Genomic DNA, 24,738 nt, shown 5'->3' on the forward strand with positions numbered 1-24,738 from the left:
CCTGATAATGGAACAGAATAAAGGTTTTTGGTATGCCGACTGGTCGTTCCCGATCTTTGTTGGCCTGCTCTCCTCCGGCGTCTTCGCCGGGACGCACATGTACTATCTGTACGGCATCGGCGCCTTTAACGAAGTGGCCTTCGTGGCGATGTTGAAGGCAGGGATTGATACCGGCGCGTACGGCGCGGTGGCGGCATTCGGCGCGAGCTTCCTGTTCGCCCGCATCATCGAAGGTTCGCTGGTGGGGATTCTGGATATCGGCGGCGCCATTCAGACCGGTATCGGCCTCGGCGTACCGGCGCTGCTGCTCGGCGCGGGCTTTGTCTTCCCGGTGGCGAACTTCGCCGCGTCGCTGGCAACCGGTCTGATCCTCGGCCTGGCGGTCGGCTACATCATCATTCTGGCGCGTAAGTTCACCATCAACCAGAGCGACTCTACCTACGGCGCTGACGTGATGATGGGGGCCGGTAACGCCTCCGGCCGCTTCCTCGGTCCATTGATCATCCTCAGCGCGATGACGGCGTCTATTCCTATCGGGATTGGTTCTTTGGTTGGCGCACTGCTGTTCTACATCTGGCAGAAACCGATTACCGGCGGCGCCATCCTCGGCGCGATGATCCTCGGTTCCATCTTCCCGATTGCGATTAGCTAATCGCCCGATGGCGCTGCGCTTATCCGGCCTACAAGTCAGCGCGATTTGTAGGCCGGATAAGGCGGTACGCCGCCATCCGGCAACAGATTCACTCTTTCATCAGGAGATAGCTATGTTTGATTTACTCCTGCGCCGTGCGCGCCTCGTCGACGATACCCTGACTGATATCGCCATCCAGGACGGGAAAATCGCGGCGCTGGGCGAGATTAGCGCGCCCTCCCGTAAAACCATTGAGCTGAACGGCAACGTTTACGTCAGCGCTGGCTGGATTGACTCTCACGTTCACTGCTACCCGAATTCACCGATTTATCACGATGAGCCGGATAGCGTCGGCATCGCCACCGGCGTCACCACCGTGATCGATGCCGGCAGCACCGGCGCCGACGACGTTGATGACTTCTATCAACTGACCCGCAAAGCGGCGACGGAAGTTTATGCGTTGCTCAACATCTCCCGCGTCGGGCTGATTGCGCAGAATGAGCTGGCGAATATGGCCAATATCGACGCCGCCGCGGTGCAGCAGGCGGTGCAGCGTCATCCTGACTTTATCGTCGGCCTGAAGGCGCGGATGAGCAGCAGCGTCGTCGGCGAAAACGGCATTACGCCGCTGGCGCGCGCCAAGGCCATTCAGCAGGAAAACGGCGATCTGCCGCTGATGGTGCACATCGGCAATAACCCGCCGAACCTCGATGAAATCGCCGATCTGCTGAGCAGCGGCGACATCATTACCCACTGCTATAACGGCAAGCCGAACCGTATTCTTAATCCTGCCGGCGAGCTGCGCAGCTCCATTACTCGCGCTCTGCAGCGCGGCGTGCGACTCGATGTCGGCCACGGTACCGCCAGTTTCAGCTTTGAAGTGGCGCGGCGGGCAATTGCGATGGGCATTCTGCCGCACACCATTAGCTCCGATATTTACTGCCGTAACCGTATCGATGGCCCGGTGCGCTCGCTGGCGCTAGTGATGTCGAAGTTCCTCGCCATCGGCATGACCCTGCCGCAGGTGATTGACTGCGTGACCGTCAGCGCCGCCGAGGGGCTGCGCCTGGCGCGTAAAGGGCGCCTGGAAGCGGGCTTTGATGCCGATTTAACGCTATTTAGCCTGCAGCATCAGCCCACGTTGCTGGTGGATGCCGAAAAAGAGAGCCTGCAGGCTGACAACATTCTGGTGCCGCTGGCCGCGATTCGCGCGGGCAAGGGCTATCTGACCGAACAAGGGAGCGCGGAACATGCCTTCGATTTTTGAGAAATACCATTTAAAACAAGTTATTAATACTTCAGGCCGGATGACGGCGCTGGGCGTCTCCACGCCGCGCCCGGAAGTGGTTGAAGCCGCGATGGCCGGTATGAACCAGTACTTTGAAATGAAAGACCTGGTGAATAAAACCGGCGAGTACATCGCCAAACTGCTGGATGTGGAAGGGGCGACCGTTGTCTCCTGCGCGTCGGCGGGGATTGCCCAGTCGGTCGCAGCGGTGCTGGTGAAAGACAGCGACTGGCTGCTGGAGAACCTGCACGTTACCCCGATTGAAAATAACGAAATCGTGTTGCCGAAGGGCCACAACGTCAACTTCGGCGCGCCGGTTGGCACCATGGTGGCGCTGGGCGGCGGTAAGCTGGTGGAAGCGGGCTACGCCAACGAATGTTCTGCCCAACAGCTGGCGGCGGCGATCACTCCGCGCACCGCGGCGATTCTGTACATCAAATCCCACCATTGTGTGCAAAAAAGCATGCTTAACGTCGCGCAGGCCGCGGAAGTGGCGCGCCAGCATAACTTGCCGCTGATCGTCGATGCGGCGGCGGAAGAAGATTTGCAGTGCTACTACCGCATGGGCGCCGACCTGGTTATCTACAGCGGCGCGAAAGCGATTGAAGGGCCGACCAGCGGGCTGGTCATCGGCAAAACGCAGTACGTCGAGTGGGTTAAGCGCCAGTCGATGGGGATTGGCCGGGCGATGAAAGTGGGTAAAGAGGGCATTCTTGGCCTGACCTGCGCCATTGAACACTACCTGACGGCGACTAAAGAGAGCGGTCAGCAGATGGTGGACAAGATGACGCCGTTTATCGAACAGCTCAACACTCTCAACGGCGTGACCGCGCGGGTGGTGTGGGATAGCGCGGGCCGCGATATCGCTCGTGCCGAAATTAAATTTGATGAAGCGACCACTGGCGTGAATACCGGCGATCTGGTTAACGCGCTGAAGCAGGGCGAATACGCCATTTACTTCCGCGGCTATAAAGCGAATGAAGGCATTATTGAAGCCGATGTCCGCAGCGTGAACGCGCAGCAGCTGGAGGTGGTCGCTCGCCGCATCGCAGAAGTTCTGAATAAGGAGAAAAAAGCATGAAACTGACCCCAAACTTTTATCGTGACCGCGTGTGTCTGAACGTACTGGCGGGCAGCAAAGACAACGCCCGTGAAATTTACGACGCGGCGGAAGGTCACGTACTGGTCGGCGTGCTCTCCAAAAACTATCCGGACGTCGCCAGCGCGGTGGCCGATATGCGTGAATACGCGAAGCTGATTGATAACGCGCTCTCCGTCGGGCTGGGCGCAGGCGACCCAAACCAGTCGGCGATGGTGAGCGAGATTTCTCGCCAGGTGCAGCCGCAGCACGTCAACCAGGTCTTCACCGGCGTGGCTACCAGCCGCGCGCTGCTCGGGCAGAATGAGACCGTGGTGAATGGCCTGGTCTCGCCGACCGGCACGCCGGGAATGGTGAAGATCTCAACCGGCCCGCTGAGCAGCGGCGCGGCGGATGGGATTGTTCCGCTGGAAACCGCCATCGCGCTGTTAAAAGATATGGGCGGCAGCTCAATCAAATACTTCCCGATGGGCGGCCTGAAGCACCGCGCCGAATTTGAAGCCGTCGCCAAATCCTGCGCTGAACACGATTTCTGGCTGGAGCCGACCGGCGGTATCGATCTGGAAAACTACAGCGAGATCCTGAAAATCGCGCTGGATGCCGGCGTGAGTAAAATCATCCCGCATATTTACAGCTCGATTATCGATAAAGCCAGCGGCAACACCCGCCCGGCCGATGTTCGCCAGTTGCTGGAGATGACCAAACAGTTAGTGAAGTAGTGCCTTTGCCCCTCACCCTAACTTTCTCCCGGAAGGAGAGGGAACCATCTGGTTTTCTCCCTCTCCCTTTGGGAGAGGGCCGGGGTGAGGGGAAACTTATCCCACCGAACCATCAAGGAGTTACCATGCCAACCGCTCGTCACCTGCTTGTTGCTTCACTGTCTTTGCTTGCCGCCGGCGCCGCCGCGCAAACCCACTACGCCTGGATTGGCACCTATAATCCTAATGGCGAAGGTCTGTATCGCTTTACCGTCGATGCCAAAACCGGCGCTCTGCGCGATAAGGCGCTGGTAAGCTCGTTGCCGAACGTCGCTCAGCTAACCGTGTCGCGCGATGGCAAAACGCTGTATGCCGCCAGTGAAGTCGAAAAAGGGGTGGTGCAGGCGTGGCGAATTGACAAGAACGGCGAGCTGACGGAACTCAACCAGGTTGCCTCCGGTGGCGCCGGGCCGGTGTATCTCTCCCTGACGCCGGATGGTAAATATCTGTTGGTGGCCAACTACGTTAGCGGCAGCACCGCCGTGCTACCGGTGAAAGAAGATGGTAGCCTGGGCGAAGCGGTGGATGTGCATCAGGATGAAGGTCCGGCCGGCGCCGAACGTCCGGCGGCGGCCGTCGAGGGCAGCTTTGCTATTAGCGATCACAATGGCCCGCATGCCCATATGATCGCCGCCGATCCCAGCGGAAAGTTTGTTTACTCCACCGATCTCGGGCTGGATCGGATCTATCAGTATCGGCTGGATAGCGCCAGCGGCAAACTGACGCCAAACGATCCGCCGTTTATCGCCGCCTCGTCGCCGGGCGCCGGTCCGCGCCACTTCGTCTTTACGCCAAAGGGCGACGGTCTGTGGCTGATTAACGAAGAAGCGTCGACGCTGACCTTCTATCATCTTGATAAGCAAAGCGGCCTGCTGCGCGAAGGCAAAACCGTCTCCGCGCTGCCGAAAGAGTATAAGGGCACCAGCTTTGCCGCGGGCCTTGTGCTGAGCAACGATGGCAAACAGCTATACGTCGCCAACCGCCTGCATAACAGCATTGCTCACTTTAGCGTGTTGGCTGACGGCAGCCTGAGCCACCAGGAGGATATCTGGACGCGTGGGGATTACCCCCGTACGCTGACGCTGGATAATCAGGGGCAGTGGCTGTACGTCATGAACCAGCGTAGCGATAATATTACCCGTTTTAGCGTGGCGCCGAAGGATGGCAAATTAACCTTTGCCTCAGACTACACGCCGGTCGGTAGCCCATCGCAGATGGTGATATCCGCCCAACCCTGAGCCGTAACAACAAGGAACTGACATGCGATTTCCCAACCAACGCTTAGCGCAACTCTTCACCCTGCTGCGAAATGAAACGCTGCCGCAGGATGAACTGGCGCAGCGGCTGTCGGTTTCTACCCGTACCGTGCGCGCCGATATTACCGCGCTGAATGCGCTGTTGGCGCAGTATGGCGCGCAGTTTACCCTCAACCGCGGTAGCGGTTATCAGTTGAAGATTGACGACCGATCGCGTTTTCAGGCGCTGGAGGAGACGGCGCCGAAGACGCAGCACGTGCCGCGTACCGCCCAGGAGCGCATCCACTTTTTGCTGGTGCGTTTTCTGACGTCGGCATTCTCCATCAAGCTGGAAGATCTGGCCGATGAGTGGTTCGTCAGCCGCGCCACGCTGCAGAATGATATGGTCGAGGTGCGCGAGCGCTTCCAGCGTTATCAGTTGACTCTTGAAACCCGCCCGCGCCACGGCATGAAGCTGTTCGGCAGCGAGGTATCGATTCGCGCCTGCCTGACCGATTTACTGTGGGAGCTGACGCTGCAGGGCGGCATTAATCCGTTGATTAGCGCCGAGGCGCTGGAAGCGGATGTTCCTGCGCAACTGGAACCGGTGCTGCAGGAGACGCTCACGCGGCATCATATTCGCCTCACCGATGTCGGCGAGCGCTTTATCTGCCTGTACGGCGCGGTTGTGGTGCGCCGCGTGAGTGAAGGCTACCCGCTGGCCGATTTTAGCGCCGAAGATGTGGCGCAAAACGTCCGCGACGCCGCGCGTGATTTGGCGGGAGAGCTACAGCGGTTGGCCGGAAAACCCTTCTCGCCCGCCGAAGAAGAGTGGCTATGCGTGCATATCGCCGCTCGCCAGGTACAGGATGTCGACCCGGAAACGATCAGCGCCGACGATGACGAAGCGCTGGTCAATTACATTCTGCGTTACATCAACAGCCAGTATAACTACAACCTGCTGGACGACGCCCAGCTGCACGCCGATCTGCTGACCCACATTAAGACCATGATCACCCGCGTGCGCTATCAGATAATGATCCCCAATCCGCTGCTCGATAACATCAAACAGCACTATCCGATGGCATGGGATATGACACTTGCCGCGGTATCGAGCTGGGGTAAATACACCCCTTATACCATCAGCGAAAACGAAATCGGCTTTCTGGTGCTGCATATCGGCGTCGGGCTGGAACGCCACTACAACATTGGCTACCAGCGCCAACCGCACGTACTGCTGGTATGCGATACCAGCAATGCGATGGTGCGGATGATCGAAGCGATCCTGCAGCGCAAATATCCGCAGTTGGAGATCGCCGCCACCATTTCCCAGCGCGAGTATGAACAGCGAGAAGCGATCGATGAGGACTTTGTTATCTCAACGGTGCGGATTAGCGAAAAAGATAAACCGGTGGTGACCATCGCGCCGTTCCCCACCGATTACCAGTTGGATCAGATTGGCAAGCTGGTGCTGGTGGATCGTACCCGTCCGTGGATGTTGAATAAGTACTTCGATGCCGCCCACTTCCGGGTGATCGATAAGCCGATAGATCAGCAAACGCTGTTCGCCGAGCTGTGTCAGCAGCTGCAGCAGGAAGGCTTCGTCGATGCAGAATTTCATGATTCGGTGGTCGAGCGTGAAGCGATTGTCAGCACCATGCTGGGTGACGGTATTGCGCTGCCGCACGCCCTCGGCCTGTTAGCGAAAAAGACGGTGGTCTATACCGTTATTGCCCCGCAGGGAATCGCCTGGGGCGACGAAACCGCCCATATCATCTTCCTGCTCGCTATTAGTAAGAGCGAGTATGAAGAGGCGATGGCGATTTACGATATTTTTGTGACGTTCCTGCGCGAGCGAGCCATGAGCCGCCTCGCCGCGACCCGCAGCTTCGATGAGTTTAAAACGGTGGCGATGGAGTGCGTCAGCCGGTTTTGAGAGGCGTTTTCCAGATTCGAATGTAATTCAAATGTAATGCTATACTGCATTACAAAATTCCCCTTTCTGGAGGCATAATGGCCACGCTCAATGTTCGACTGGACGATAAACTCAAAAAAGAGGCTTATGCCGTGCTGGAGAAACTCGATATGACGCCAACGGAGGCGGTACGCCTGCTGTTTCAATACATTGCGGAAAATGGCCGCATGCCGGTGAAAAGTATGACCATCAGCGATGGCGAAGCGGCGTTGTTACGCACCGTTCGCGAGCGGCTGGAAAACCCACGGCCGGGGGTTAAGGTGAGTCTGGATGACCTATGAACTGGAGTTTGATCCACGAGCCTTGCGCGAATGGCAGAAGCTTGGCGAGACGGTCAAAAAACAGTTCAAAAATAAGCTCCAGCATATTGTGCAGAATCCGCGAATGGAGTCGGCCAGGCTGAGCGATTTGCCGGATTGCTACAAAATCAAGCTTAAGGCGTCAGGTTATCGGCTGGTGTATCAAGTACGAGATAGTGTGGTGGTGGTTTACGTTATTGCCATTGGCAAAAGAGAGAAAGCGGCCGTTTATCATCAGGCGAATAAACGGCTCTAAACGCTATCGCAAATGATGCACGACCTGGTTGCTGCTGCCGCGCCAGATAAGCGCCGGGTCTTTTAAATCCTGCACAAACTTACCGTCGACCAGCACGTTAATCAGGTTCACCACTTGCATCTGTGCGTCATTGAGCTCGTCGAGCTTATAGCCGGTCCAGACCCAGATATCTTTGCCCGGGCATTCGGCGCGCACGCGCTGAACCAGATTGAGGATCTCCGCGACGTTTTGCGGATGCAGCGGATCGCCGCCGGAGAGTGAAAGCCCCTGACGTTTGATGCGGGTATCGTTGAGGTCGGCGATGATGCGGTCGGCCATCCCGGTTGTGAAAGGCATACCGGAATTCACCCGCCAGGTGCTTTTGTTGTAGCAGCCGGGGCATTCGTGGACGCAGCCGGAGACAAACAGGGTGCAGCGGGTGCCGGGGCCGTTGACGATGTCGACGGGGTAATACTGGTGATAATTCATTTTCGCTTCTCAATTAACGCCATAGCGGCGTTGGCTGCGCTCACTCACCCCAGTCACGTACTGAATGTACGCTCCTGGGGATTCCTTCGTTTGCCGCCTTGCTCTGACGTTAATTGCTTTGCGAAAACGGAGGAGTGGGGCCATTTCCCGGCGTCGCTGCGCTCGGCCGGGCTACGACAGTAGTAGGGGTAGCCCGGATAAGGCGCTGCGCGCCGCTATCCGGGAAAAGCGCATTGGTCTTTAACCGATCTGTCCATTGCCCAGGTGCTTCACGCGGCGCTTCACTTCTTCCTGCTTGCCGGCATTGAACGGACGCGCGTCCGGGCTACCGAGATAACCGCATACCCGGCGGGTCACCGATACGCGGGCGGCGTCGTGGTTGCCGCATTTCGGGCAGGTAAAGCCCTTGCTGGTGCACTCGAACTCGCCGGTAAAACCGCACTCGTAGCATTCATCGATCGGCGTATTGGTGCCGTAATACGGTACGTGCTGATAGCTGTAATCCCACACGTCTTCCAGCGCCTTGAGGTTATGCTGGATATTCGGATATTCGCCGTAGCAAATGAAGCCGCCGTTGGCCAGCGGAGGATACGGCGCTTCAAAATCGATCTTGTCGTACGGGTTAACCTTCTTCTCGACGTCGAGATGGAAGCTATTGGTGTAGTAGCCTTTCTCGGTCACGCCCGGAACCACGCCGAATTCGGCGGTATCGAGGCGGCAGAAGCGATCGCACAGGTTTTCGCTCGGCGTGCTGTACAGGCTGAAGCCGTAGCCGGTCTCTTCCTTCCACTGTTCAACGGCGTCGCGCAGACGCTGAACGATGGCGATGCCTTTTTCACGCAGCGCTTCGCTATCGTACATATGCTGATTGTTGTACAGCGCGTTGATGGTCTCGTGAATCCCGATGTAGCCCAGGGAAATGGACGCGCGGCCATTCTTGAAAATTTCCGCGACGTCATCGTCGGCTTTCAGACGCACGCCGCAGGCGCCTTCCATATACAGAATTGGCGCGACGCGGGCTTTCACCCCTTCCAGACGGGCGATACGGGTCATCAGCGCTTTGCGCGCCAGCAGCAGGCGCTCGTCCAGCAGCGCCCAGAAGGCGGCTTCGTCGCCTTTCGCTTCCAGCGCGATACGCGGCAGGTTCAGGCTGATAACGCCGAGGTTGTTGCGCCCATCGTGTACCTGTTCGCCGTTCTCGTTTTCCCATACACCGAGGAAACTGCGGCAGCCCATCGGCGTTTTAAACGACCCGGTGACTTTCACTACCTGATCGTAGTTGAGAATATCCGGGTACATGCGCTTGCTGGCGCACTCTAATGCCAGCTGTTTGATGTCATAGTTCGCATCGCCGAATTTATGGTTCAGGCCGTCGCGAATAGCGAAGACCAGTTTCGGGAATACCGCCGTTTTGCGGTTTTTGCCGAGGCCGGCGATGCGGTTGCGCAGAATCGACTGCTGGATCAGGCGCGACTCCCAGCTGGTGCCGAGGCCAAAACCAAAGGTGACGAACGGCGTCTGGCCATTGGCGGTATGCAGCGTGTTGACCTCATACTCCAGCGACTGGAACGCGTCGTAGCACTCTTTCTCGGTACGCGTACGGGCATAGCCTTCGGCATCCGGGATCTGCCACTCTTCGGCAATTTTACGATGCTTTTTGAAGCTCTCGGTGACGAACGGCGCCAGCACTTCATCGATACGGTTAATGGTGGTGCCGCCGTAAATATGGCTGGCGACCTGGGCGATAATCTGCGCCGTGACCGCGGTGGCGGTAGAGATAGACTTCGGCGGCTCAATTTCGGCATTGCCCATTTTAAAGCCGTGCGTCAGCATGCCTTTCAGGTCGATCAGCATGCAGTTGAACATCGGGAAGAACGGCGAATAGTCGAGATCGTGGTAGTGGATCTCGCCGCGCTCGTGCGCCTGTACGACATCGCGCGGCAGCAGATGCTGACGGGCATAGTGTTTGGCTACGATACCGGCCAGCAGATCGCGCTGGGTCGGGATCACTTTACTGTCTTTGTTGGCGTTCTCGTTGAGCAGCGATGAGTTGGTTTGCTCGACCAGACCACGAATTTCCTGGTTCAGACGGCCGCGCTTTTCACGCTCGATATCGCGATCGTGGCGATATTCGATATAGGCGCGCGCCAGCTGTTTCCACGGGCCGGACATCAACTGGTTTTCCACGGCGGTCTGGATATCGTTGATATCGACCTGCGCGCGGCCCTGCATTTGCTGGCTAACGACTTCTGCGACGGTGGCGCAATAGTCTGCGTCATCGACTCCCGCTGCTTTAGCTGCACGCAGAATTGCTTCTTTAATGCGCTCTGACTTGAACGGCACTTTACAGCCATCACGTTTCATCACATGCGGTGTCATGATCACTCCATATATAGAACAGGTTATCCACAGAGGCGGAAGGTCTCCCAAAAGCGCGCCACGCTACGAGTAGCGGCGTTTGCCTTCGGATCCGGCCCTTTTTATCCACATCTCATCACCGCCCAACAACGACAAGATATGGTGACATAATAGACGATTAATACAATATGTAGGGCCGGGGCGCATTTTAAGTTCTATATGTAGTGATTTGCATCAAAGATGTTTGCGATTTTATTGACCCAGAACAAGGTAAAAAGGTGAGAGTACGGATGATGGGCGCTGGCGTAAATGTAAATTTAGGCGCTTAAAATATAAGCAAAAATTGGGCCCGAACGCTAAAGGAACGGGCAGAATATTCAGGCAATCAATGTATCGTTAAGCAGATCGACCAGCAGCAGTAGGGCGTAGCGGGCATGCAGCGGGTTGGCTGGCAGCGGAAGCACGGCGCTTGCCATATCGGCCAGCGCATGCTGTTCCGGGGTCAGAGCGATAATCGTCACCCCTTGCGTACGCGCCTGCAGCGTCGCGCTCTGCAATACGGTATTGGCTTCGGCGGTGGCCAGCACCAGCAGCAGGTGATCGTCATTAAGGGTACTGGCGGTCATTCGCATCAGCGCCGCATCCTGGCAGAGATTAATCGCGATGCCGGATGGCAGCAGCTGGTGCTGCAGCAGCGCCGCCAGCGCCACATCCTGAGCACCGAGGGCGAAGCAATGCACCGCGCGGGCGCTCAGCAGGCGCGATTTGCACTTCTCCACCGCCGCTTCGGCGGTGTGGCCGAGCTGGCGGGTTAGCGTATCGCCGAGGCTGCTAAGTTTGTCGCGCCAGGCGACGGGCAGGGCGGCGCTATCCGGCGTGAGCCAGCTGGCGCGCCGTTCGCTGGCCTGCGCCAGCTGTTTACGTAAATCGCGAATATCATCACAGCCCACTGAACGGGCGAAGCGGGTGATGGTGGCCGGGCTGACCCCCGCGCTGGCGGCCAGCTCATCAATGGAGGCGCTGGCGGTAAAGCTAAGATTTTCCAGAATAAAGGCGGCGACGCGCGACTCCTGAGCGCTAAAGCGGATCAATCCTTCCTGTAGCTGACCTACGATATCCATCCTGATGTTCCCTTTGGCAGTACCCGGAATTGAAAATATTTTTCACTTAATGAATAGCCGTTTTTATAGCATCTGCGCAGGCGATTTCCTATGTCTGGCGTCGATATTTCGCAATGGCACGAAGAAATAGTGCGCAAAAATTGAGCCTCGATCACATCGGTGAAAATTATTTTCATATAGCCTTCACTATCACACAATATTAACAATATAGTCGCATAGGCCGTGAGGGCTGAAGCGATAAACACGCAAAGGGGAAGCGCAATGCCACGAATCGTACTCTGTTGTGCCGCAGGCATGTCGACCAGCATGCTGGTGAACAAAATGAAAGCGGAAGCCCAGCAGCGCGCGCTGGCGCTGGAAATCTACGCGGTGGCGGTGGCGGAATTTGAACGCGAACTGCCGAACGCCGATGTCATCCTCCTCGGGCCGCAGGTCAAATACGAAGCCGGCCGCCTGACCGCGCTGGCGGCCCCGCAGGGTAAAGCGGTGGCGGTGATCGATATGGCCGACTACGGCATGATGCGCGGCGCCGCGGTGCTGGATAAAGCGCTGGCCCTGCTCGAACGCTAATTTTCTAATCCCGTTTTTATCACCCTCACGCGCGGTCCTGGCGATCGCGCGCGGCGATCTGCATGCCGAAAAATGCGAATAGAGGTCACTATGCAAGCACTGAAAATCGCCGTTATCGGCGGCGGCAGCAGCTACACGCCGGAGCTTATTGAAGGGATTATCGTTCGTTATGAGCAGCTTCCGGTCACCGAGCTGGCGCTGGTGGATGTCGAATCCGGCAGGGAAAAAGTTGAGATCATTGCCGCGTTGGCCCGGCGGATGTTGAAACATAAAGGGCTGGATCAGGTGGCGGTCAGCGTCCACTTTACGCTCGATGAGGTGATCCGCGGCGCCAGCTTTGTGCTGACGCAGCTACGCGTCGGTCAACTGGCGGCGCGCGCCGCCGATGAACGGCTGGGGCTCAAATATCATCTGTTGGGCCAGGAGACCACCGGCGTCGGCGGGTTCGCCAAGGCGCTGCGGACGATCCCGGTGATCCTCGAAGTTGCGCGCAAAGTGGAACAGCTGGCGCCGGAAGCGTTCATTCTTAACTTTACCAACCCGGCGGGGATCGTCACCGAGGCGGTCAGCCGCTACAGCAAGGCGAAGATCATCGGCCTGTGCAACGTGCCGATCAACATGCAGCACATGATCGTCGGCATGTTGGGCGCGCAGGAGTCCGAAGTAAAACTGCGCTTTGCCGGGCTCAACCATATGGTTTGGGTGCATAAGGTGCTACAGGGGCGCGAGGATGTCACCGGTAAAGTGATCGATATGCTCTGCGACGGTAAGGCGCTGTCGATGAACAACATTAAAGAACTGCCGTGGCCGGCGGAATTCCTCCGCGCGCTAAAGGCGATTCCGTGCCCTTATCATCGCTATTTCTGGCTGACGCCGGCGATGCTGGCGGAAGAGATCGCCGCAGCGAAAACCAAAGGCACCCGCGCCGAGCAGGTGATGAAGGTCGAGCAGGAGCTGTTTGCGCTGTACGCCGACCCGCAGCTGGAAGAAAAACCAGAGCAACTGAGCTTTCGCGGCGGCGCTTACTACTCGGAAGTGGCCGTTGAGCTTATCAATGCGATTCACAACAACCTGGGCGCGGAGATGGTGGTAAACACCCGCAACAACGGCGCGATTCACGGCCTGGATGATGATGCGGTGGTGGAAACCAACAGCATTATCGATGCGCAAGGGGCGCGGCCGCTGGCGTTCGGCCCGCTGCCGCCGGCGATGAACGGCCTGACGCAGCAGGTGAAGGCCTTTGAACGGCTGACGATTGAAGCCGCGGTACACGGCTGCCGCGAGAGCGCGCTGCTGGCGCTAGTGGCTAACCCGCTGGTCGGTAATGTCACCGATGCCCAGGCGCTGCTGGATGAAGTGTTAACGATAAACCGTCAATGGCTGACGCAATTTAACTGACCGCTATTTCCCTCGGGAGCACACCATGTCGAATACAAGCTGGATTGAACGTTACGTCATGCCGGCGGCGCTGAAAATCGCCGGGCAAAAGCACGTCCTGTCGGTACGCGATGGCATCATTCTGAATATGCCGTTTATGCTGATTGGCTCGTTTTTCCTGATTTTCGCCTACCTGCCGATCCCCGGCTATGCCGACATGATGAGCGGCCTGTTTGGCGAGGTCTGGCGCGATAAAATGCTGTACCCGGTGAAAGCGACCTACGACATTATGGCGCTGATTTCCAGCTTCGGCATTGCCTATCGGCTGGCGGAGAAGTACCGCACCATCGACCCGCTGAGCGCCGGGGCGATGTCGCTGGTGGCCTTTGTGATGACTATCCCGCAGAACACCCTCTTTACCCCGGTACACGGCGCGGCGGAGGTGATTAAAGGGGTGATCCCGGTGAGCATGGTCGGCAGCCAGGGGTTGTTTGTCGCTATTGTCATTTCGCTGCTGTCGACGGAGATTTATCGTTTGGTCGCCAGCCGCAACCTCGTTATCCGCATGCCTGACGGCGTGCCGCCGGCAGTGGCGAAATCTTTCCTCGCTCTGATCCCCGGCTTCTGTGTTCTGGCGGTGGTGCTGGCGCTGCGCCTGGCGGTTGAGGCCTCGCCGTTCGGCGACATCAACAGCATGATTGCCACCCTGATCGGTATTCCGATGCACCACGTCGGCGGTACGCTGCCGGGGATGATTATTTCGGTGATTGTGATCGGTATTTTGTGGACGCTGGGCCTGCACGGCGACGCGATTGTGCTGGTATTTATCCAGCCGGTGTGGCTGTCGAATATGTCAGAGAACCTGACGGCGTTTCAGAACGGCCAGCCGATCCCGCATATCATTACCCAGCAATTTTACGATCTGTGGATTGCGCCCGGCGGCACCGGCGCGCTGCTGGGGCTGGTGATATTTATGTTGCTGCGCAGCCGTAGTCAGCAGATGAAACAGCTGGGGAAAATTGCCGCGCCGGGAGCGTTGTTTAACATCAGCGAGCCGATGGTGTTCGGCATCCCGCTGGTGATGAACCCGTACTTCTTCCTGCCGTTTATTTTAACGCCGGTGCTGCTGGTTATCGTGTCCTATACCGCAATGGCGACCGGGCTGGTTGCGCCGCCGGCCGGAATCGCGCTGCCGTTCACTACGCCGATCTTCATCAGCGGCTATCTGGCGACCGGCGGCCATATTTCCGGCACCATACTGCAGGTCGTGAATTTAACTATTTCGCTGGTGGTCTACTATCCGTTCTTCCGCGCCTGGGATCGGCTGAAGGCAAAAGAGGAGCACGCCTCGGCGCAGCCGCAGGAGAGCGTTATCCTTCCTGACGCTGACCGCGCGTAAACTCCAGCCCCACGAACCGGTAGCCCCGGTGAGCGTAGCGCCACCGGGGAAAAGCTTTACGCCTGCAACCACCATACCGCTTCGAACGGCCGCAGCGTCATTGCCGCCGGGCGGTTGGACGTTTCCGCATAGTTACCAATCAGCGCCCGCCAGTCGCCGGACATCTCCGGCGGCTGCCACGGCTGGAACTCACGGCTCAGGTTGGCGGCCACCACCAGGGTCTGCCCCTGCCACTGGCGGCGATAACACCACAGCGACGGATGGTCCGGCAGCAGATCCTGATAATCCCCCCAGGTCAGCACCGGCGTGGTTTTTCGCAGCGCGATCAGCTGCTGATAGGTGTAAAACACCGATTCCGGATCCGCCAGCGCCGCCTCGACGTTAATCTCGCGATAGTTATCACCCAACGCGATCCAGGGTTTTCCATCGCTGAAACCGCCGTTATCGCCGTCGTGCCACGGCATCGGCGTGCGGCTATTGTCGCGCGATTTGCTGGCCAGAATCGCCAGCAGTTCATCGGGGCTTTGCCCCTGCGCCGCGCGCTCGATAAACATGTTATGGCTTTCCACATCGCGATAATCGCTGATATTGCTGAAATGCGGGTTGGTCATGCCAATCTCTTCGCCCTGATAGATATAGGGCGTGCCCTGCATGCCGTGCAGTACCATCGCCAGCATCTTCGCCGCCGGCACCCGGTACTCGCCCTCGTCGCCGAAGCGCGACACGATGCGCGGCTGATCGTGGTTACACCAGAACAGTGCATTCCATGCCCGGTTATGCATCCCTTGCTGCCAGTGGCGGAATAGCGCTTTCAGCGCGACGTAGTCCGGACGGGCGAGGGTCCATTTTTCACCGCCGGGATAATCGACTTTTAAGTGATGAAAATTAAACGTCATCGACAGTTCGCGTCCGTCCAGCGCGGCGTACTGCTGGCAGTGTTCAAGCGAAGTGGAAGACATTTCGCCGACGGTCATCAGGTTACGCGGAGTGAAAACATCGCGGCTCATTTCCTGCAAGAACTCATGCGCCCGCGGTCCATCGGTGTAAAAGCGCCGTCCATCGCCAATGGTATCAGACGGGAAGTTCTGATCTTTGGATATTACGTTAATGACGTCCAGACGGAGGCCATCAACGCCGCGATCGGCCCAGAATTCGCAGACTTTTTTCAGCTCGGCGCGTACCGCCGGATTTTCCCAGTTGAGATCCGCCTGTTCGGTGGCGTAGAGGTGTAGATAGTACTGTTCGCTTTCCGCATGCCATTGCCAGGCGTTACCGCCGAATTTTGAGCGCCAGTTATTCGGCGGCGTTCCCGGCTCGCCGTCGCGCCAGATATAGAACTGGCGGTACGGGCTCGCCTTATTTAACGACTGGCGGAACCATTCATGCTCTGTCGAAGTATGGTTCAGTACCATATCCAGAACGATACGGATACCGCGCGCCTTCGCTCCGGCGACCAGTTGGTCGAAATCCTCCAGCGTGCCGTAAGAGGGATCGATAGCGGTATAGTTCGCCACGTCATACCCGTTGTCCACCTGTGGCGAAACATAGAACGGCGTCAGCCAGATAGCGTCGACCCCGAGCTTTTGTAGGTAGTCGAGACGGGCGGCGACGCCGCGTAAATCGCCGGTACCGCTGCCGGTGGTGTCCTGAAAACTCTTCGGATAGATTTGATAAATAACGCCGTTTTGCCACCAGCGGGGAAGAATATTCATATTACGTTCCTGCGAATAAAGGGGGCGCAAGCGGCGCCCCGAAAGAAGACGTTAGATAATCTGCAAGGTGCCCTGACGGTACTTGCGTTGATAAACTACGGTGGTGAGGATAATCGGCACTATCACCGCGATGGCCATCGCCATGGCATAGACCTGCCAGTAGCTTGGCTGAATCGACAGGATGCCAGGCAGGCCGCCGACACCGATGCCATTAGCCAGCACGCCGTTCAGGCCGCACAGCAGGCCTGCAAGGCCGGATCCGACCATCGCGCACAGCATCGGGAAGCGGTACTTCAGATTGATACCGTACATCGCCGGTTCGGTGACCCCGAGATAGGCGGAGATCGCCGCGGGTACCGAAATTTCGCGTTCATTTTGTTTACGGCTGGCAATAATAATGCCGACCACCGCCGATGCCTGAGCAATATTAGATAGCGCAATTAGTGGCCATACCGGCGTACCGCCGATGCTCTGTACCATCTGCATATCGATAGCAAGAGTGGTCTGATGTACGCCGGTTATTACCAGCGGCGCATACAGGAAGCCGAACAGCGCGGCGCCGATCGGCGCGAAGCTGCCGGTTAACAAATAGCGCACCGCGAAGGCCACGCCGTCGCCGATTAGACGGCCAAACGGGCCGATAACCGCATGGGCAAGGAACACCGCCAGAATCAGCGAGCACACCGGCACCACCACCAGATAGAGGTAGTCAGGCACGATGCGCTTGAGGCGCGTTTCGATAAAGCCCAGCGCCAGCCCCGCCAGCAGAGCCGGGATCACCTGCGCCTGATAGCCGACTTTCGCAATGGTAAACAGGCCGAAGTTCCACACTTCCGGTACCTGCTGGCCGAGCAGGTAAGCGTTCATCAACTGCGGAGAGACCAGCGTGACGCCAAGCACGATCCCGAGGATCGGCGTGCCGCCCATTTTCTTCACCGCTGACCAGCAGATCCCCACCGGCAGATAGAAGAAGATAGCCTCGCCAATCAGCCACAAGAAGTCATAAATCGTTTTCAACGACGGGTGCATTTGCGCCAGCGTCTGGCCGTTGCTCATGGGTAGATCGCCGATGACGTTACGGAAACCGAGGATCAGACCGCCGCTGATAAGCGCCGGCAGGAGCGGGAAAAAGATCTCGGCAAAGTGCGAGATCAACCGTTCGTGCCACTTCATGTTTTGCCGCGCGGCCTGTTTGGCCTGCTCTTTGTCGGCGGACGCCTGGCCGGTGGTGGCCAGCAGCGCCTTATAGTAATCGCCGACTTCGGTGCCGATGACCACCTGGAACTGCCCGGCGTTAGTGAAGCATCCCTTCACCATGCGCAACTGCTCAATGTCTTTCGGTTTAGCGATGGCCGGATCGTTTAGCACAAAGCGCAAACGGGTAATACAGTGGCTGACGGTGGCAATGTTGCCGCGCCCGCCCACCAGTTCGATCAGTTTATCGATGTCCTGCTGGTTTACTTTGCTCATGATGAAGCCTCAAAAACAGAGGGGAGAGATGCCGTTTTTAACTTGCATGCATCCTAACCGTTCCGTTGGCAATGCAAAATGGGAACGTTCCCGAAACTCGGCGAAGATCACATAAATCGCCCGAACGAGATTAATTCAGGGCAGCGGGAATGACGATTTGGCGGGGTTCGGCGTGGCCGGCGATCTGGTCGATCAGCTGCTGCGCCGCCTGGCGCCCGGCTTCGGCGTAGCCGGGATCGACGGTGAGGATCTCCGGATGCAGAAACTTCATCAGCGGCGTGCTGCCGACGCTGGCGAGCTGTAAAGTTTCAATACGTTGTTCCTGCAGATATTTACTGGCGCCGAGAGCGAGAGTATCGGTGGCGCAGACCAGCGCGCGGGTCTCGGGCGTCAGTACGCTGGCGACGCTTTCATAACCCTGCTTCATCGCCAGCCCCGGCAAAGCAGCGGTTGGCGTGAGCTTCTTTTGCGCGCAGAAATCGAGATACGCCTGATGACGGCGTTCCCCGGTGGTGACGTCGCTGTGCGGCACGCCGAGGAAGCTTATATGCCGGTGTCCGCGTTCATAGAGACGCTGCATCAGTAACTTGATCGCGCCATGATCGTCATAGCACACCGAAGCGAAGCCGGGGGCATCGCGCGCCAGCAGCACCAGCGTTTCGCGCCACGGCGCGAGCATCTCCTCGCTAATACCGGTAAAGCCGAACAGCACCACGCCGTCGATATTGCGCCGGGCGAGCATGCCCAGATGTTCTTCCACCAGCGCCGGAGAAAACTGGCTCTCCATCATGATAGGATCGTAGCCCTGCTGATAAAAGGCGGGCAGCATGGTCTGCACCGCTAAATTTTCCGACAGCGAATCCAGACGGGTGACGATAATCGCCACCACCTTATCGCTCTGACCGCGCATGGCGCGGGCGGAGCGGGAAGGGGAGAAACCGTGCTGCTGCATCACCGCTTCCACCCGTTCGCGGGTGCGCTCGCTGACGCCGCTTTCGTTATTCAGCACGCGCGACACCGTCGATTTTCCGACGCCGCTTAAACGCGCGATATCTTTGATTGTTAGCCGGTTTTGCATACGAGGTTCTCGCCGTCGTCCGATTTGAGTGAGTCTAATGCTACTCAACGAATCCTCAATGAGCAAAGACTGGTTGATGTCCGGTTTAGTTGCCGGACGGTATGATAGCCATAATAGCCACAAATAGTTTCCTGGTCGCGGTATACTCCGCGCCGTCTTGAGTTACTTACCGGAGAATTTTATGGACCCCGATCCCACTCCTCATCCTCGATGGAGCAACCTTTCTTTCCGGTAAGCCTGTTTAGCACTGCTTTACCGGAAAGCGTAAAGCAGTGACGTCCTCGATGTCCCTGCCCTATAAAAATAATGCCTGACAGGTAAGGCTTTGCCACGCCTGTTGGCAACGCTGCGTTCGCTCGCGCGAGCGCGGAGGGACTGTTTATGCTGAAAAATTTTACCCGGCAGCTGTTCGCGCAGCTTAGCCGTCATTTACCACATCGTTTGATCCAGCGCGATCCGCTGCCCGATGCCCGTAACCTGGCCAGCGCGCCGATCCCGGATTCACTCGGCAAGCGCTGTCTGGACGTCGCGGCTATGGATGAGCAGGAGATCTGGCGCGCGTTCGATAGCCACCCTGAAGGGCTGAACGACGCCGAAGTGGCGGCGAAAATCGCCCTGCACGGCGATAACCAAATCCCGGCGCAGAAGCCGTCGCCGTGGTGGGTTCATCTGTGGACCTGCTATCGCAACCCGTTCAACCTGCTGTTGACGGTGCTCGGCATCGTCTCCTATTCAACTGAAGATCTATTCGCCGCGGGCGTTATCGCGCTGATGGTCGGCATCTCGACGCTGCTTAACTTCATCCAGGAAGCGCGCTCGACCAAAGCGGCGGATGCGCTGAAGGCGATGGTCAGCAATACCGCCACGGTGCTGCGGGTTATCAACGAGCAGGGCGAGAGCCGCTGGCTCGAACTGCCCATCGACCAACTGGTGCCGGGCGATATCGTCAGGTTATCGGCGGGAGATATGATCCCGGCGGACCTGCGCATCATTGTGGCGCGCGACCTGTTTGTCGCTCAGGCCTCGCTGACCGGCGAATCGCTGCCGGTTGAGAAAGTCGCGCGCACCCGCGATCCGCTACAAACCAATCCACTGGAATGCGACACCCTGTGCTTTATGGGGACCAACGTGGTGAGCGGCTCGGCGCAGGCCATCGTCTACGCCACCGGCGGCAACACCTGGTTCGGCCAGCTTGCCGGGCGCGTCAGCGAGCAGGAAAGCGAGCCGAACGCCTTTCAAAAAGGCATCAGCCGGGTCAGCATGCTGCTCATCCGCTTTATGCTGGTGATGGCGCCGGTGGTGCTGCTGATCAACGGCTACACCAAAGGCGACTGGTGGGAAGCGGCGCTGTTCGCGCTGTCGGTGGCGGTCGGCCTGACGCCGGAGATGTTGCCGATGATCGTCACCTCGACGCTGGCGCGCGGGGCGGTGAAGCTGTCAAAACAAAAGGTTATCGTCAAACACCTCGACGCCATTCAAAACTTTGGCGCGATGGATATCCTCTGCACCGATAAAACCGGCACCCTGACCCAGGACAAAATCGTGCTGGAGAACCATACCGATGTTTCCGGTAAATCCAGCGAGAGAGTCCTGCACACCGCCTGGCTCAATAGCCATTACCAGACGGGGCTTAAAAACCTGCTCGACACCGCGGTGCTGGAAGGCGTGGAGCTGGATGCCGCTCGCGGTCTCGCGGAGCGCTGGCAGAAGGTGGATGAGATTCCGTTTGATTTCGAACGCCGCCGCATGTCGGTGGTGGTGAAAGAGCAGGACGAGGCGCATCAGCTGATCTGTAAAGGGGCATTGCAGGAGATCCTCAACGTCTCGACTCAGGTGCGCTACAACGGTGAAATCGTACCGTTGGACGACACCATGCTGCGCCGTATCCGCCGGGTGACCGATACCCTGAACCGTCAGGGGCTGCGGGTGGTGGCGGTAGCGACTAAATACCTGCCGGCGCGGGAAGGCGACTATCAGCGTGCGGATGAATCCGACCTGATCCTCGAAGGCTACATCGCCTTCCTCGATCCGCCGAAAGAGACCACCGCCCCGGCGTTGAAAGCGTTAAAGGCCAGCGGCATTACGGTGAAAATCCTCACCGGCGACAGCGAACTGGTGGCGGCGAAAGTGTGTCATGAAGTGGGGCTGGATGCGGGCGAAGTGGTGATTGGCAGCCAGATTGAAGCCATGAGCGACGACGAACTGGCGGCGCTGGCGAAACGCACCACGCTGTTCGCGCGCCTGGCGCCGCTGCATAAAGAGCGCATCGTGACGCTGCTGAAACGCGAAGGTCACGTGGTGGGCTTTATGGGTGACGGTATTAACGACGCCCCGGCGCTACGCGCGGCGGATATTGGCATTTCCGTTGACGGGGCGGTGGATATCGCCCGCGAGGCGGCGGATATCATTTTGCTGGAAAAAAGCCTGATGGTACTGGAAGAGGGGGTTATCGAAGGCCGCCGCACCTTCGCCAACATGCTCAAGTACATCAAAATGACCGCCAGCTCCAACTTCGGCAATGTCTTCAGCGTGCTGGTGGCCAGCGCCTTCCTGCCGTTCCTGCCGATGCTGCCGCTGCACCTGTTGATTCAGAACCTGCTGTACGATGTCTCTCAGGTGGCGATTCCGTTTGATAACGTCGATGATGAGCAGATCCGTAAACCGCAGCGCTGGAACCCGGCCGATCTCGGGCGTTTTATGGTCTTCTTCGGGCCGATCAGCTCGATTTTCGATATCCTCACCTTTGGCCTGATGTGGTGGGTGTTCCACGCCAACAGCGTCGAGATGCAGACCCTGTTCCAGTCCGGCTGGTTTATTGAAGGGCTGCTGTCGCAGACGCTGATTGTGCATATGATTCGTACCCGCCGCATTCCGTTCGTCCAGAGCCGCGCCGCGTGGCCGCTGTTCGCGATGACGCTGCTGGTGATGGCGGTGGGTATCGCGCTGCCGTTCTCGCCGCTGGCGGGCTACCTGCAGCTGCAGGCGCTGCCGCTCAGCTATTTCCCGTGGCTGGTGGCGATTCTGGCGGGTTACATGGTATTGACCCAGACCGTTAAAGGTTTCTACAGCCGCCGCTACGGCTGGCAGTAGTGGTTTCGCCCCTTTGCCGTTCGGCAGAGGGGCATACCGGTATTTCTCTTAAATCTCATTAAGTTGTGACGCCCGTCATCGCCATGTATTGACGCAATTTTGTGCGCATGTTAACCCAATGTTTTGCTTTTTTTGGCCCGTCATAAAAAGGAACATTGATGATTAACACCGTGCGTTACAGTCTGCTGACCGGCGGAATATTACTGAGCAGTATGACGCTTGCCGCCCCGGCGGGCGATCTGCCGCTGATGCCGTGGCCCGCCCATGTGGAGCGCCCGCAGGCGCAGGGGGCGCTGGCGTTGAATAACCAGCTGACGATCAACGTCAGCGGCGACGATCTGGGCGAGGCGGCAAACCGCTGGCGCGAACGTCTTGCGCGGCAAACCGGCTGGACGCTTCAGCCGCAGACGGCGCCGGCGAAAAGCCCAACCATTAACGTGATCGTCAGTAAAAAAGTGCCTTTCCTGCCTCAGCCGGATAGCGACGAAAGCTATCAGCTAACCGTTAACGCAGACGGCGCGACCCTGAAAGCCAATACGCGTTTTGGCGCGCTGCGCGGCATGGAAACGCTGCTACAGCTGGTACAAAACGGCCCTGACGGCACCACCATTCCTTATGTCGCCATTAACGATGCGCCGCGCTTCCCGTGGCGTGGACTGCTGCTGGATTCCGCCCGCCATTTTATGCCGCTGTCGGCGATCAAACGGCAGATTGATGGTATGGCGGCGGCGAAGCTTAACGTACTGCACTGGCATCTGACCGACGATCAGGGCTGGCGTTTCGCCTCCAGCCGCTATCCGAAGCTGCAGCAGCAGGCCAGCGACGGCCTGTTTTATACCCAGGCGCAGATGAAAGACATTGTGCGCTATGCCGCCGATCGCGGTATTCGCGTGGTGCCGGAAATCGATATGCCGGGCCACGCCTCGGCGATCGCCGTGGCTTATCCGGAGCTGATGAGCGCGCCGGGGCCTTACGCGATGGAGCGCCACTGGGGCGTGCTGAAACCGGTACTCGACCCAACAAAAGAGGCCACCTACGCGTTTGCCGAGGCGATGGTCAGCGAACTGGCGGCTATCTTCCCCGATCCGTATCTGCATATCGGCGGTGATGAAGTCGATGACAGCCAGTGGCGCGCCAATCCGGCCATTCAGAAATTCCTCAAAGAGAAGGGGCTGGCGGACAGCCACGCGCTACAGGCGTACTTCAACCGGCGCCTGGAGACGTTACTCGAAAAACATCACCGGCAGATGGTCGGCTGGGATGAAATCTACCACCCTGATTTACCGAAGAGCATTTTGATCCAGTCGTGGCAGGGGCAGGACGCATTAGGCGACGTCGCTAAACACGGCTATCGCGGCATTCTCTCCACCGGTTTTTATCTCGACCAGCCGCAGTACACCGCCTATCACTATCGTAATGAAATTATCCCGCAGGGGCTCAACGGCGTGGATACGATTACCGATAACGACAGCGCCCAGAGCTGGCAGTTTTCGATGCCGCGGCTGAAGGGCAGCGCGGTTGAGGGCAGCTTTACGCTGGTAAAAGGCGATAGCGGCTGGCGTGGATTCATTGATTTTAAAGGGAAATCACGGCGTGCCGTGCAGGAGATTGAATGGCTCGGCGACAATCAGGTCACGTTCCGCGTTGATACCTGGATGGGCGAGACCCGCCCGGTGCTAACCATTAACGACGACAAGCTCGCAGGCTACTTCCTGCTTGGCAACACCCGTTATCCCATTGACGGCAAGCGGCTGGATGCCGTACCGCAGGGCATTCAGCCGACGCTGCCCGACGCGCAGCAACAGAAGAATCTGCTCGGCGGCGAGGCGGCGCTGTGGGCGGAAAACGTCGCCGCGCCGGTCATCGATATCAAGCTGTGGCCGCGGGCTTTTGCGGTGGCGGAGCGGCTGTGGTCGGCCGAAGACGTCAAAGACAGCGACAATATGTATCAGCGCCTGCAGGCGATGGACAGTTGGTCAACGGTCTCCGTCGGCCTGCAGCAGCACGCTCAGCAGCTGGAGCAGTTCACCCGCCTGGCGAACAGCAGCCATACGCTGGCGTTGCAGATCCTCGCCGAGGCGTTGGAGCCGGCGCATTACTACACCCGTCAGCATCTCAAGTTCCAGGCGAACAATTACCATCAATTTGAACCGCTGAACCGACTGGCCGATGCGCTGCCGGCGGAGAGCGATACCGTACGCAGCCTGAACCAGTGGGCGGAGCGGCTGATTAGCGATGCTGAAGATACAGAGAGCGCCGATGCGCTGCGCCACGTTTTTACCCGCTGGCAGAACAACAGCGGCGATGCGCTGGCGCTGACTGACAATAACTATCAGCTGGCGGCGATTAAACCGGTGGTGCAGCAGGTTGATAAGCTGGCGAGCCTCGGGCTGCGCTTGACCGATCTGGTGGCGCGGCAGGGAACGCTGGACGATAAAGAGTACGCCTCAATCCAGGCGCAGCTGGATACGGCGGCGAAAACCCAGGATGAGCTGGTGATTGCGGCGGTCTATCCGCTGGAGAAACTGCTGCGGGCAACGAAGATAAAATAGGG

General features: G+C 58.3%; 19 protein-coding genes. 13 read left to right on the forward strand and 6 right to left on the reverse strand.

Annotated features, from left to right (window positions below):
* Positions 1-7 precede the first annotated feature (7 nt).
* The 8 genes from ABLV17_RS10310 (at position 8) to ABLV17_RS10345 (ending at position 7,541) form a co-directional block, all read left to right on the forward strand.
* Positions 8-652 carry a DUF4310 family protein gene (locus ABLV17_RS10310; RefSeq protein ID WP_015368573.1) on the forward strand — a complete coding sequence of 215 codons (645 nt, stop codon included), beginning with the start codon at positions 8-10 and terminating at the stop codon, positions 650-652.
* 112 nt (positions 653-764) lie between these two features.
* Positions 765-1,898, forward strand: a complete 1,134-nt coding sequence (locus tag ABLV17_RS10315; RefSeq protein ID WP_213317456.1) for an amidohydrolase/deacetylase family metallohydrolase — start codon at positions 765-767, stop codon at positions 1,896-1,898.
* On the forward strand, positions 1,882-3,000 hold the full coding sequence (locus ABLV17_RS10320; RefSeq protein ID WP_015368571.1) for a DgaE family pyridoxal phosphate-dependent ammonia lyase: 1,119 nt from the start codon (positions 1,882-1,884) through the stop codon (positions 2,998-3,000). The genes ABLV17_RS10315 and ABLV17_RS10320 overlap by 17 nt, the downstream gene beginning before the upstream one ends.
* Entirely contained in the window at positions 2,997-3,737 is a 741-nt protein-coding gene (locus tag ABLV17_RS10325; RefSeq protein WP_308957782.1) for a KDGP aldolase family protein, read from the forward strand. The genes ABLV17_RS10320 and ABLV17_RS10325 overlap by 4 nt, the downstream gene beginning before the upstream one ends.
* A 125-nt stretch (positions 3,738-3,862) precedes the next feature.
* A complete protein-coding gene (locus ABLV17_RS10330) occupies positions 3,863-5,014 on the forward strand; it encodes a lactonase family protein (RefSeq protein WP_087858329.1) in 1,152 nt (383 codons plus the stop codon).
* A 22-nt stretch (positions 5,015-5,036) separates the two neighbouring features.
* Positions 5,037-6,947, forward strand: a complete 1,911-nt coding sequence (locus ABLV17_RS10335) for a PRD domain-containing protein (RefSeq protein ID WP_113374831.1) — start codon at positions 5,037-5,039, stop codon at positions 6,945-6,947.
* A 77-nt stretch (positions 6,948-7,024) separates the two neighbouring features.
* The gene (locus ABLV17_RS10340) at positions 7,025-7,267 is read left to right on the forward strand and encodes a type II toxin-antitoxin system RelB/DinJ family antitoxin (RefSeq protein WP_002886901.1); all 243 of its coding nucleotides are present in this window, start codon (positions 7,025-7,027) and stop codon (positions 7,265-7,267) included.
* On the forward strand, positions 7,257-7,541 hold the full coding sequence (locus ABLV17_RS10345) for a type II toxin-antitoxin system RelE/ParE family toxin (RefSeq protein WP_308957783.1): 285 nt from the start codon (positions 7,257-7,259) through the stop codon (positions 7,539-7,541). Before ABLV17_RS10340 ends, ABLV17_RS10345 begins: the two co-directional genes overlap by 11 nt.
* 3 nt (positions 7,542-7,544) lie before the next feature.
* Here the strand turns inward: ABLV17_RS10345 and nrdG are convergent, their stop codons facing one another.
* The 3 genes from nrdG to ABLV17_RS10360 all read right to left on the reverse strand — a co-directional run bounded on the left by nrdG (position 7,545) and on the right by ABLV17_RS10360 (position 11,488).
* On the reverse strand, positions 7,545-8,009 hold the full coding sequence (gene nrdG, locus ABLV17_RS10350; protein ID WP_047055717.1) for an anaerobic ribonucleoside-triphosphate reductase-activating protein: 465 nt from the start codon (positions 8,007-8,009) through the stop codon (positions 7,545-7,547).
* A gap of 240 nt (positions 8,010-8,249) precedes the next feature.
* Positions 8,250-10,388, reverse strand: coding sequence for an anaerobic ribonucleoside-triphosphate reductase (nrdD, locus tag ABLV17_RS10355; protein WP_087858331.1), 2,139 nt, complete (start codon positions 10,386-10,388; stop codon positions 8,250-8,252).
* A 356-nt stretch (positions 10,389-10,744) separates the two neighbouring features.
* Positions 10,745-11,488 (reverse strand): MurR/RpiR family transcriptional regulator, encoded by a 744-nt coding sequence (locus ABLV17_RS10360; RefSeq protein WP_087858332.1) that lies wholly within the window; start codon positions 11,486-11,488, stop codon positions 10,745-10,747.
* Positions 11,489-11,749: 261 nt separating this feature from the next.
* Here ABLV17_RS10360 and ABLV17_RS10365 point away from each other — a divergent pair, with 261 nt between their 5' ends.
* From ABLV17_RS10365 to celB, 3 genes are all read left to right on the forward strand, one after another.
* Positions 11,750-12,058, forward strand: coding sequence for a PTS sugar transporter subunit IIB (locus ABLV17_RS10365; RefSeq protein ID WP_020079792.1), 309 nt, complete (start codon positions 11,750-11,752; stop codon positions 12,056-12,058).
* 90 nt (positions 12,059-12,148) lie between these two features.
* A complete protein-coding gene (locus ABLV17_RS10370; RefSeq protein ID WP_308957784.1) occupies positions 12,149-13,456 on the forward strand; it encodes a 6-phospho-beta-glucosidase in 1,308 nt (435 codons plus the stop codon).
* A 25-nt stretch (positions 13,457-13,481) separates the two neighbouring features.
* Positions 13,482-14,834, forward strand: coding sequence for a PTS cellobiose transporter subunit IIC (gene celB / locus ABLV17_RS10375; RefSeq protein WP_015704207.1), 1,353 nt, complete (start codon positions 13,482-13,484; stop codon positions 14,832-14,834).
* Positions 14,835-14,890: 56 nt separating this feature from the next.
* Here the strand turns inward: celB and treC are convergent, their stop codons facing one another.
* From treC to treR, 3 genes are all read right to left on the reverse strand, one after another.
* On the reverse strand, positions 14,891-16,546 hold the full coding sequence (gene treC / locus ABLV17_RS10380; protein ID WP_113374827.1) for an alpha,alpha-phosphotrehalase: 1,656 nt from the start codon (positions 16,544-16,546) through the stop codon (positions 14,891-14,893).
* Positions 16,547-16,597: 51 nt separating this feature from the next.
* Positions 16,598-18,016 carry a PTS trehalose transporter subunit IIBC gene (treB, locus tag ABLV17_RS10385; RefSeq protein WP_348854233.1) on the reverse strand — a complete coding sequence of 473 codons (1,419 nt, stop codon included), beginning with the start codon at positions 18,014-18,016 and terminating at the stop codon, positions 16,598-16,600.
* Between the two features lie 130 nt (positions 18,017-18,146).
* A complete protein-coding gene (gene treR, locus ABLV17_RS10390; protein WP_087858337.1) occupies positions 18,147-19,094 on the reverse strand; it encodes a trehalose operon repressor TreR in 948 nt (315 codons plus the stop codon).
* A 381-nt stretch (positions 19,095-19,475) separates the two neighbouring features.
* On the opposite strand from treR, the gene mgtA reads away from it, so the two are divergent.
* Positions 19,476-22,184: a magnesium-translocating P-type ATPase gene (mgtA, locus tag ABLV17_RS10395; RefSeq protein ID WP_047080044.1), complete on the forward strand. Its 2,709-nt coding sequence runs from the start codon at positions 19,476-19,478 to the stop codon at positions 22,182-22,184.
* 158 nt (positions 22,185-22,342) lie between these two features.
* Positions 22,343-24,736 carry a family 20 glycosylhydrolase gene (locus ABLV17_RS10400; protein WP_308958156.1) on the forward strand — a complete coding sequence of 798 codons (2,394 nt, stop codon included), beginning with the start codon at positions 22,343-22,345 and terminating at the stop codon, positions 24,734-24,736.
* The last annotated feature ends 2 nt before the right edge of the window (positions 24,737-24,738 follow it).

It is taken from the genome of Klebsiella sp. CN_Kp091, from assembly GCF_040065095.1.
In the GTDB taxonomy this organism is placed as follows: domain Bacteria; phylum Pseudomonadota; class Gammaproteobacteria; order Enterobacterales; family Enterobacteriaceae; genus Klebsiella; species Klebsiella aerogenes.

Bases quoted from the DNA above. Each gene is read 5' to 3' on its own strand.
- ABLV17_RS10310 (WP_015368573.1), top strand. From the start codon at position 8: ATGGAACAGAATAAAGGTTTTTGGTATGCCGACTGGTCGTTCCCGATC.
- ABLV17_RS10315 (WP_213317456.1), top strand. From the start codon at position 765: ATGTTTGATTTACTCCTGCGCCGTGCGCGCCTCGTCGACGATACCCTG.
- ABLV17_RS10320 (WP_015368571.1), top strand. From the start codon at position 1,882: ATGCCTTCGATTTTTGAGAAATACCATTTAAAACAAGTTATTAATACT.
- ABLV17_RS10325 (WP_308957782.1), top strand. From the start codon at position 2,997: ATGAAACTGACCCCAAACTTTTATCGTGACCGCGTGTGTCTGAACGTA.
- ABLV17_RS10330 (WP_087858329.1), top strand. From the start codon at position 3,863: ATGCCAACCGCTCGTCACCTGCTTGTTGCTTCACTGTCTTTGCTTGCC.
- ABLV17_RS10335 (WP_113374831.1), top strand. From the start codon at position 5,037: ATGCGATTTCCCAACCAACGCTTAGCGCAACTCTTCACCCTGCTGCGA.
- ABLV17_RS10340 (WP_002886901.1), top strand. From the start codon at position 7,025: ATGGCCACGCTCAATGTTCGACTGGACGATAAACTCAAAAAAGAGGCT.
- ABLV17_RS10345 (WP_308957783.1), top strand. From the start codon at position 7,257: ATGACCTATGAACTGGAGTTTGATCCACGAGCCTTGCGCGAATGGCAG.
- nrdG (WP_047055717.1), bottom strand. From the start codon at position 8,009: ATGAATTATCACCAGTATTACCCCGTCGACATCGTCAACGGCCCCGGC.
- nrdD (WP_087858331.1), bottom strand. From the start codon at position 10,388: ATGACACCGCATGTGATGAAACGTGATGGCTGTAAAGTGCCGTTCAAG.
- ABLV17_RS10360 (WP_087858332.1), bottom strand. From the start codon at position 11,488: ATGGATATCGTAGGTCAGCTACAGGAAGGATTGATCCGCTTTAGCGCT.
- ABLV17_RS10365 (WP_020079792.1), top strand. From the start codon at position 11,750: ATGCCACGAATCGTACTCTGTTGTGCCGCAGGCATGTCGACCAGCATG.
- ABLV17_RS10370 (WP_308957784.1), top strand. From the start codon at position 12,149: ATGCAAGCACTGAAAATCGCCGTTATCGGCGGCGGCAGCAGCTACACG.
- celB (WP_015704207.1), top strand. From the start codon at position 13,482: ATGTCGAATACAAGCTGGATTGAACGTTACGTCATGCCGGCGGCGCTG.
- treC (WP_113374827.1), bottom strand. From the start codon at position 16,546: ATGAATATTCTTCCCCGCTGGTGGCAAAACGGCGTTATTTATCAAATC.
- treB (WP_348854233.1), bottom strand. From the start codon at position 18,016: ATGAGCAAAGTAAACCAGCAGGACATCGATAAACTGATCGAACTGGTG.
- treR (WP_087858337.1), bottom strand. From the start codon at position 19,094: ATGCAAAACCGGCTAACAATCAAAGATATCGCGCGTTTAAGCGGCGTC.
- mgtA (WP_047080044.1), top strand. From the start codon at position 19,476: ATGCTGAAAAATTTTACCCGGCAGCTGTTCGCGCAGCTTAGCCGTCAT.
- ABLV17_RS10400 (WP_308958156.1), top strand. From the start codon at position 22,343: ATGATTAACACCGTGCGTTACAGTCTGCTGACCGGCGGAATATTACTG.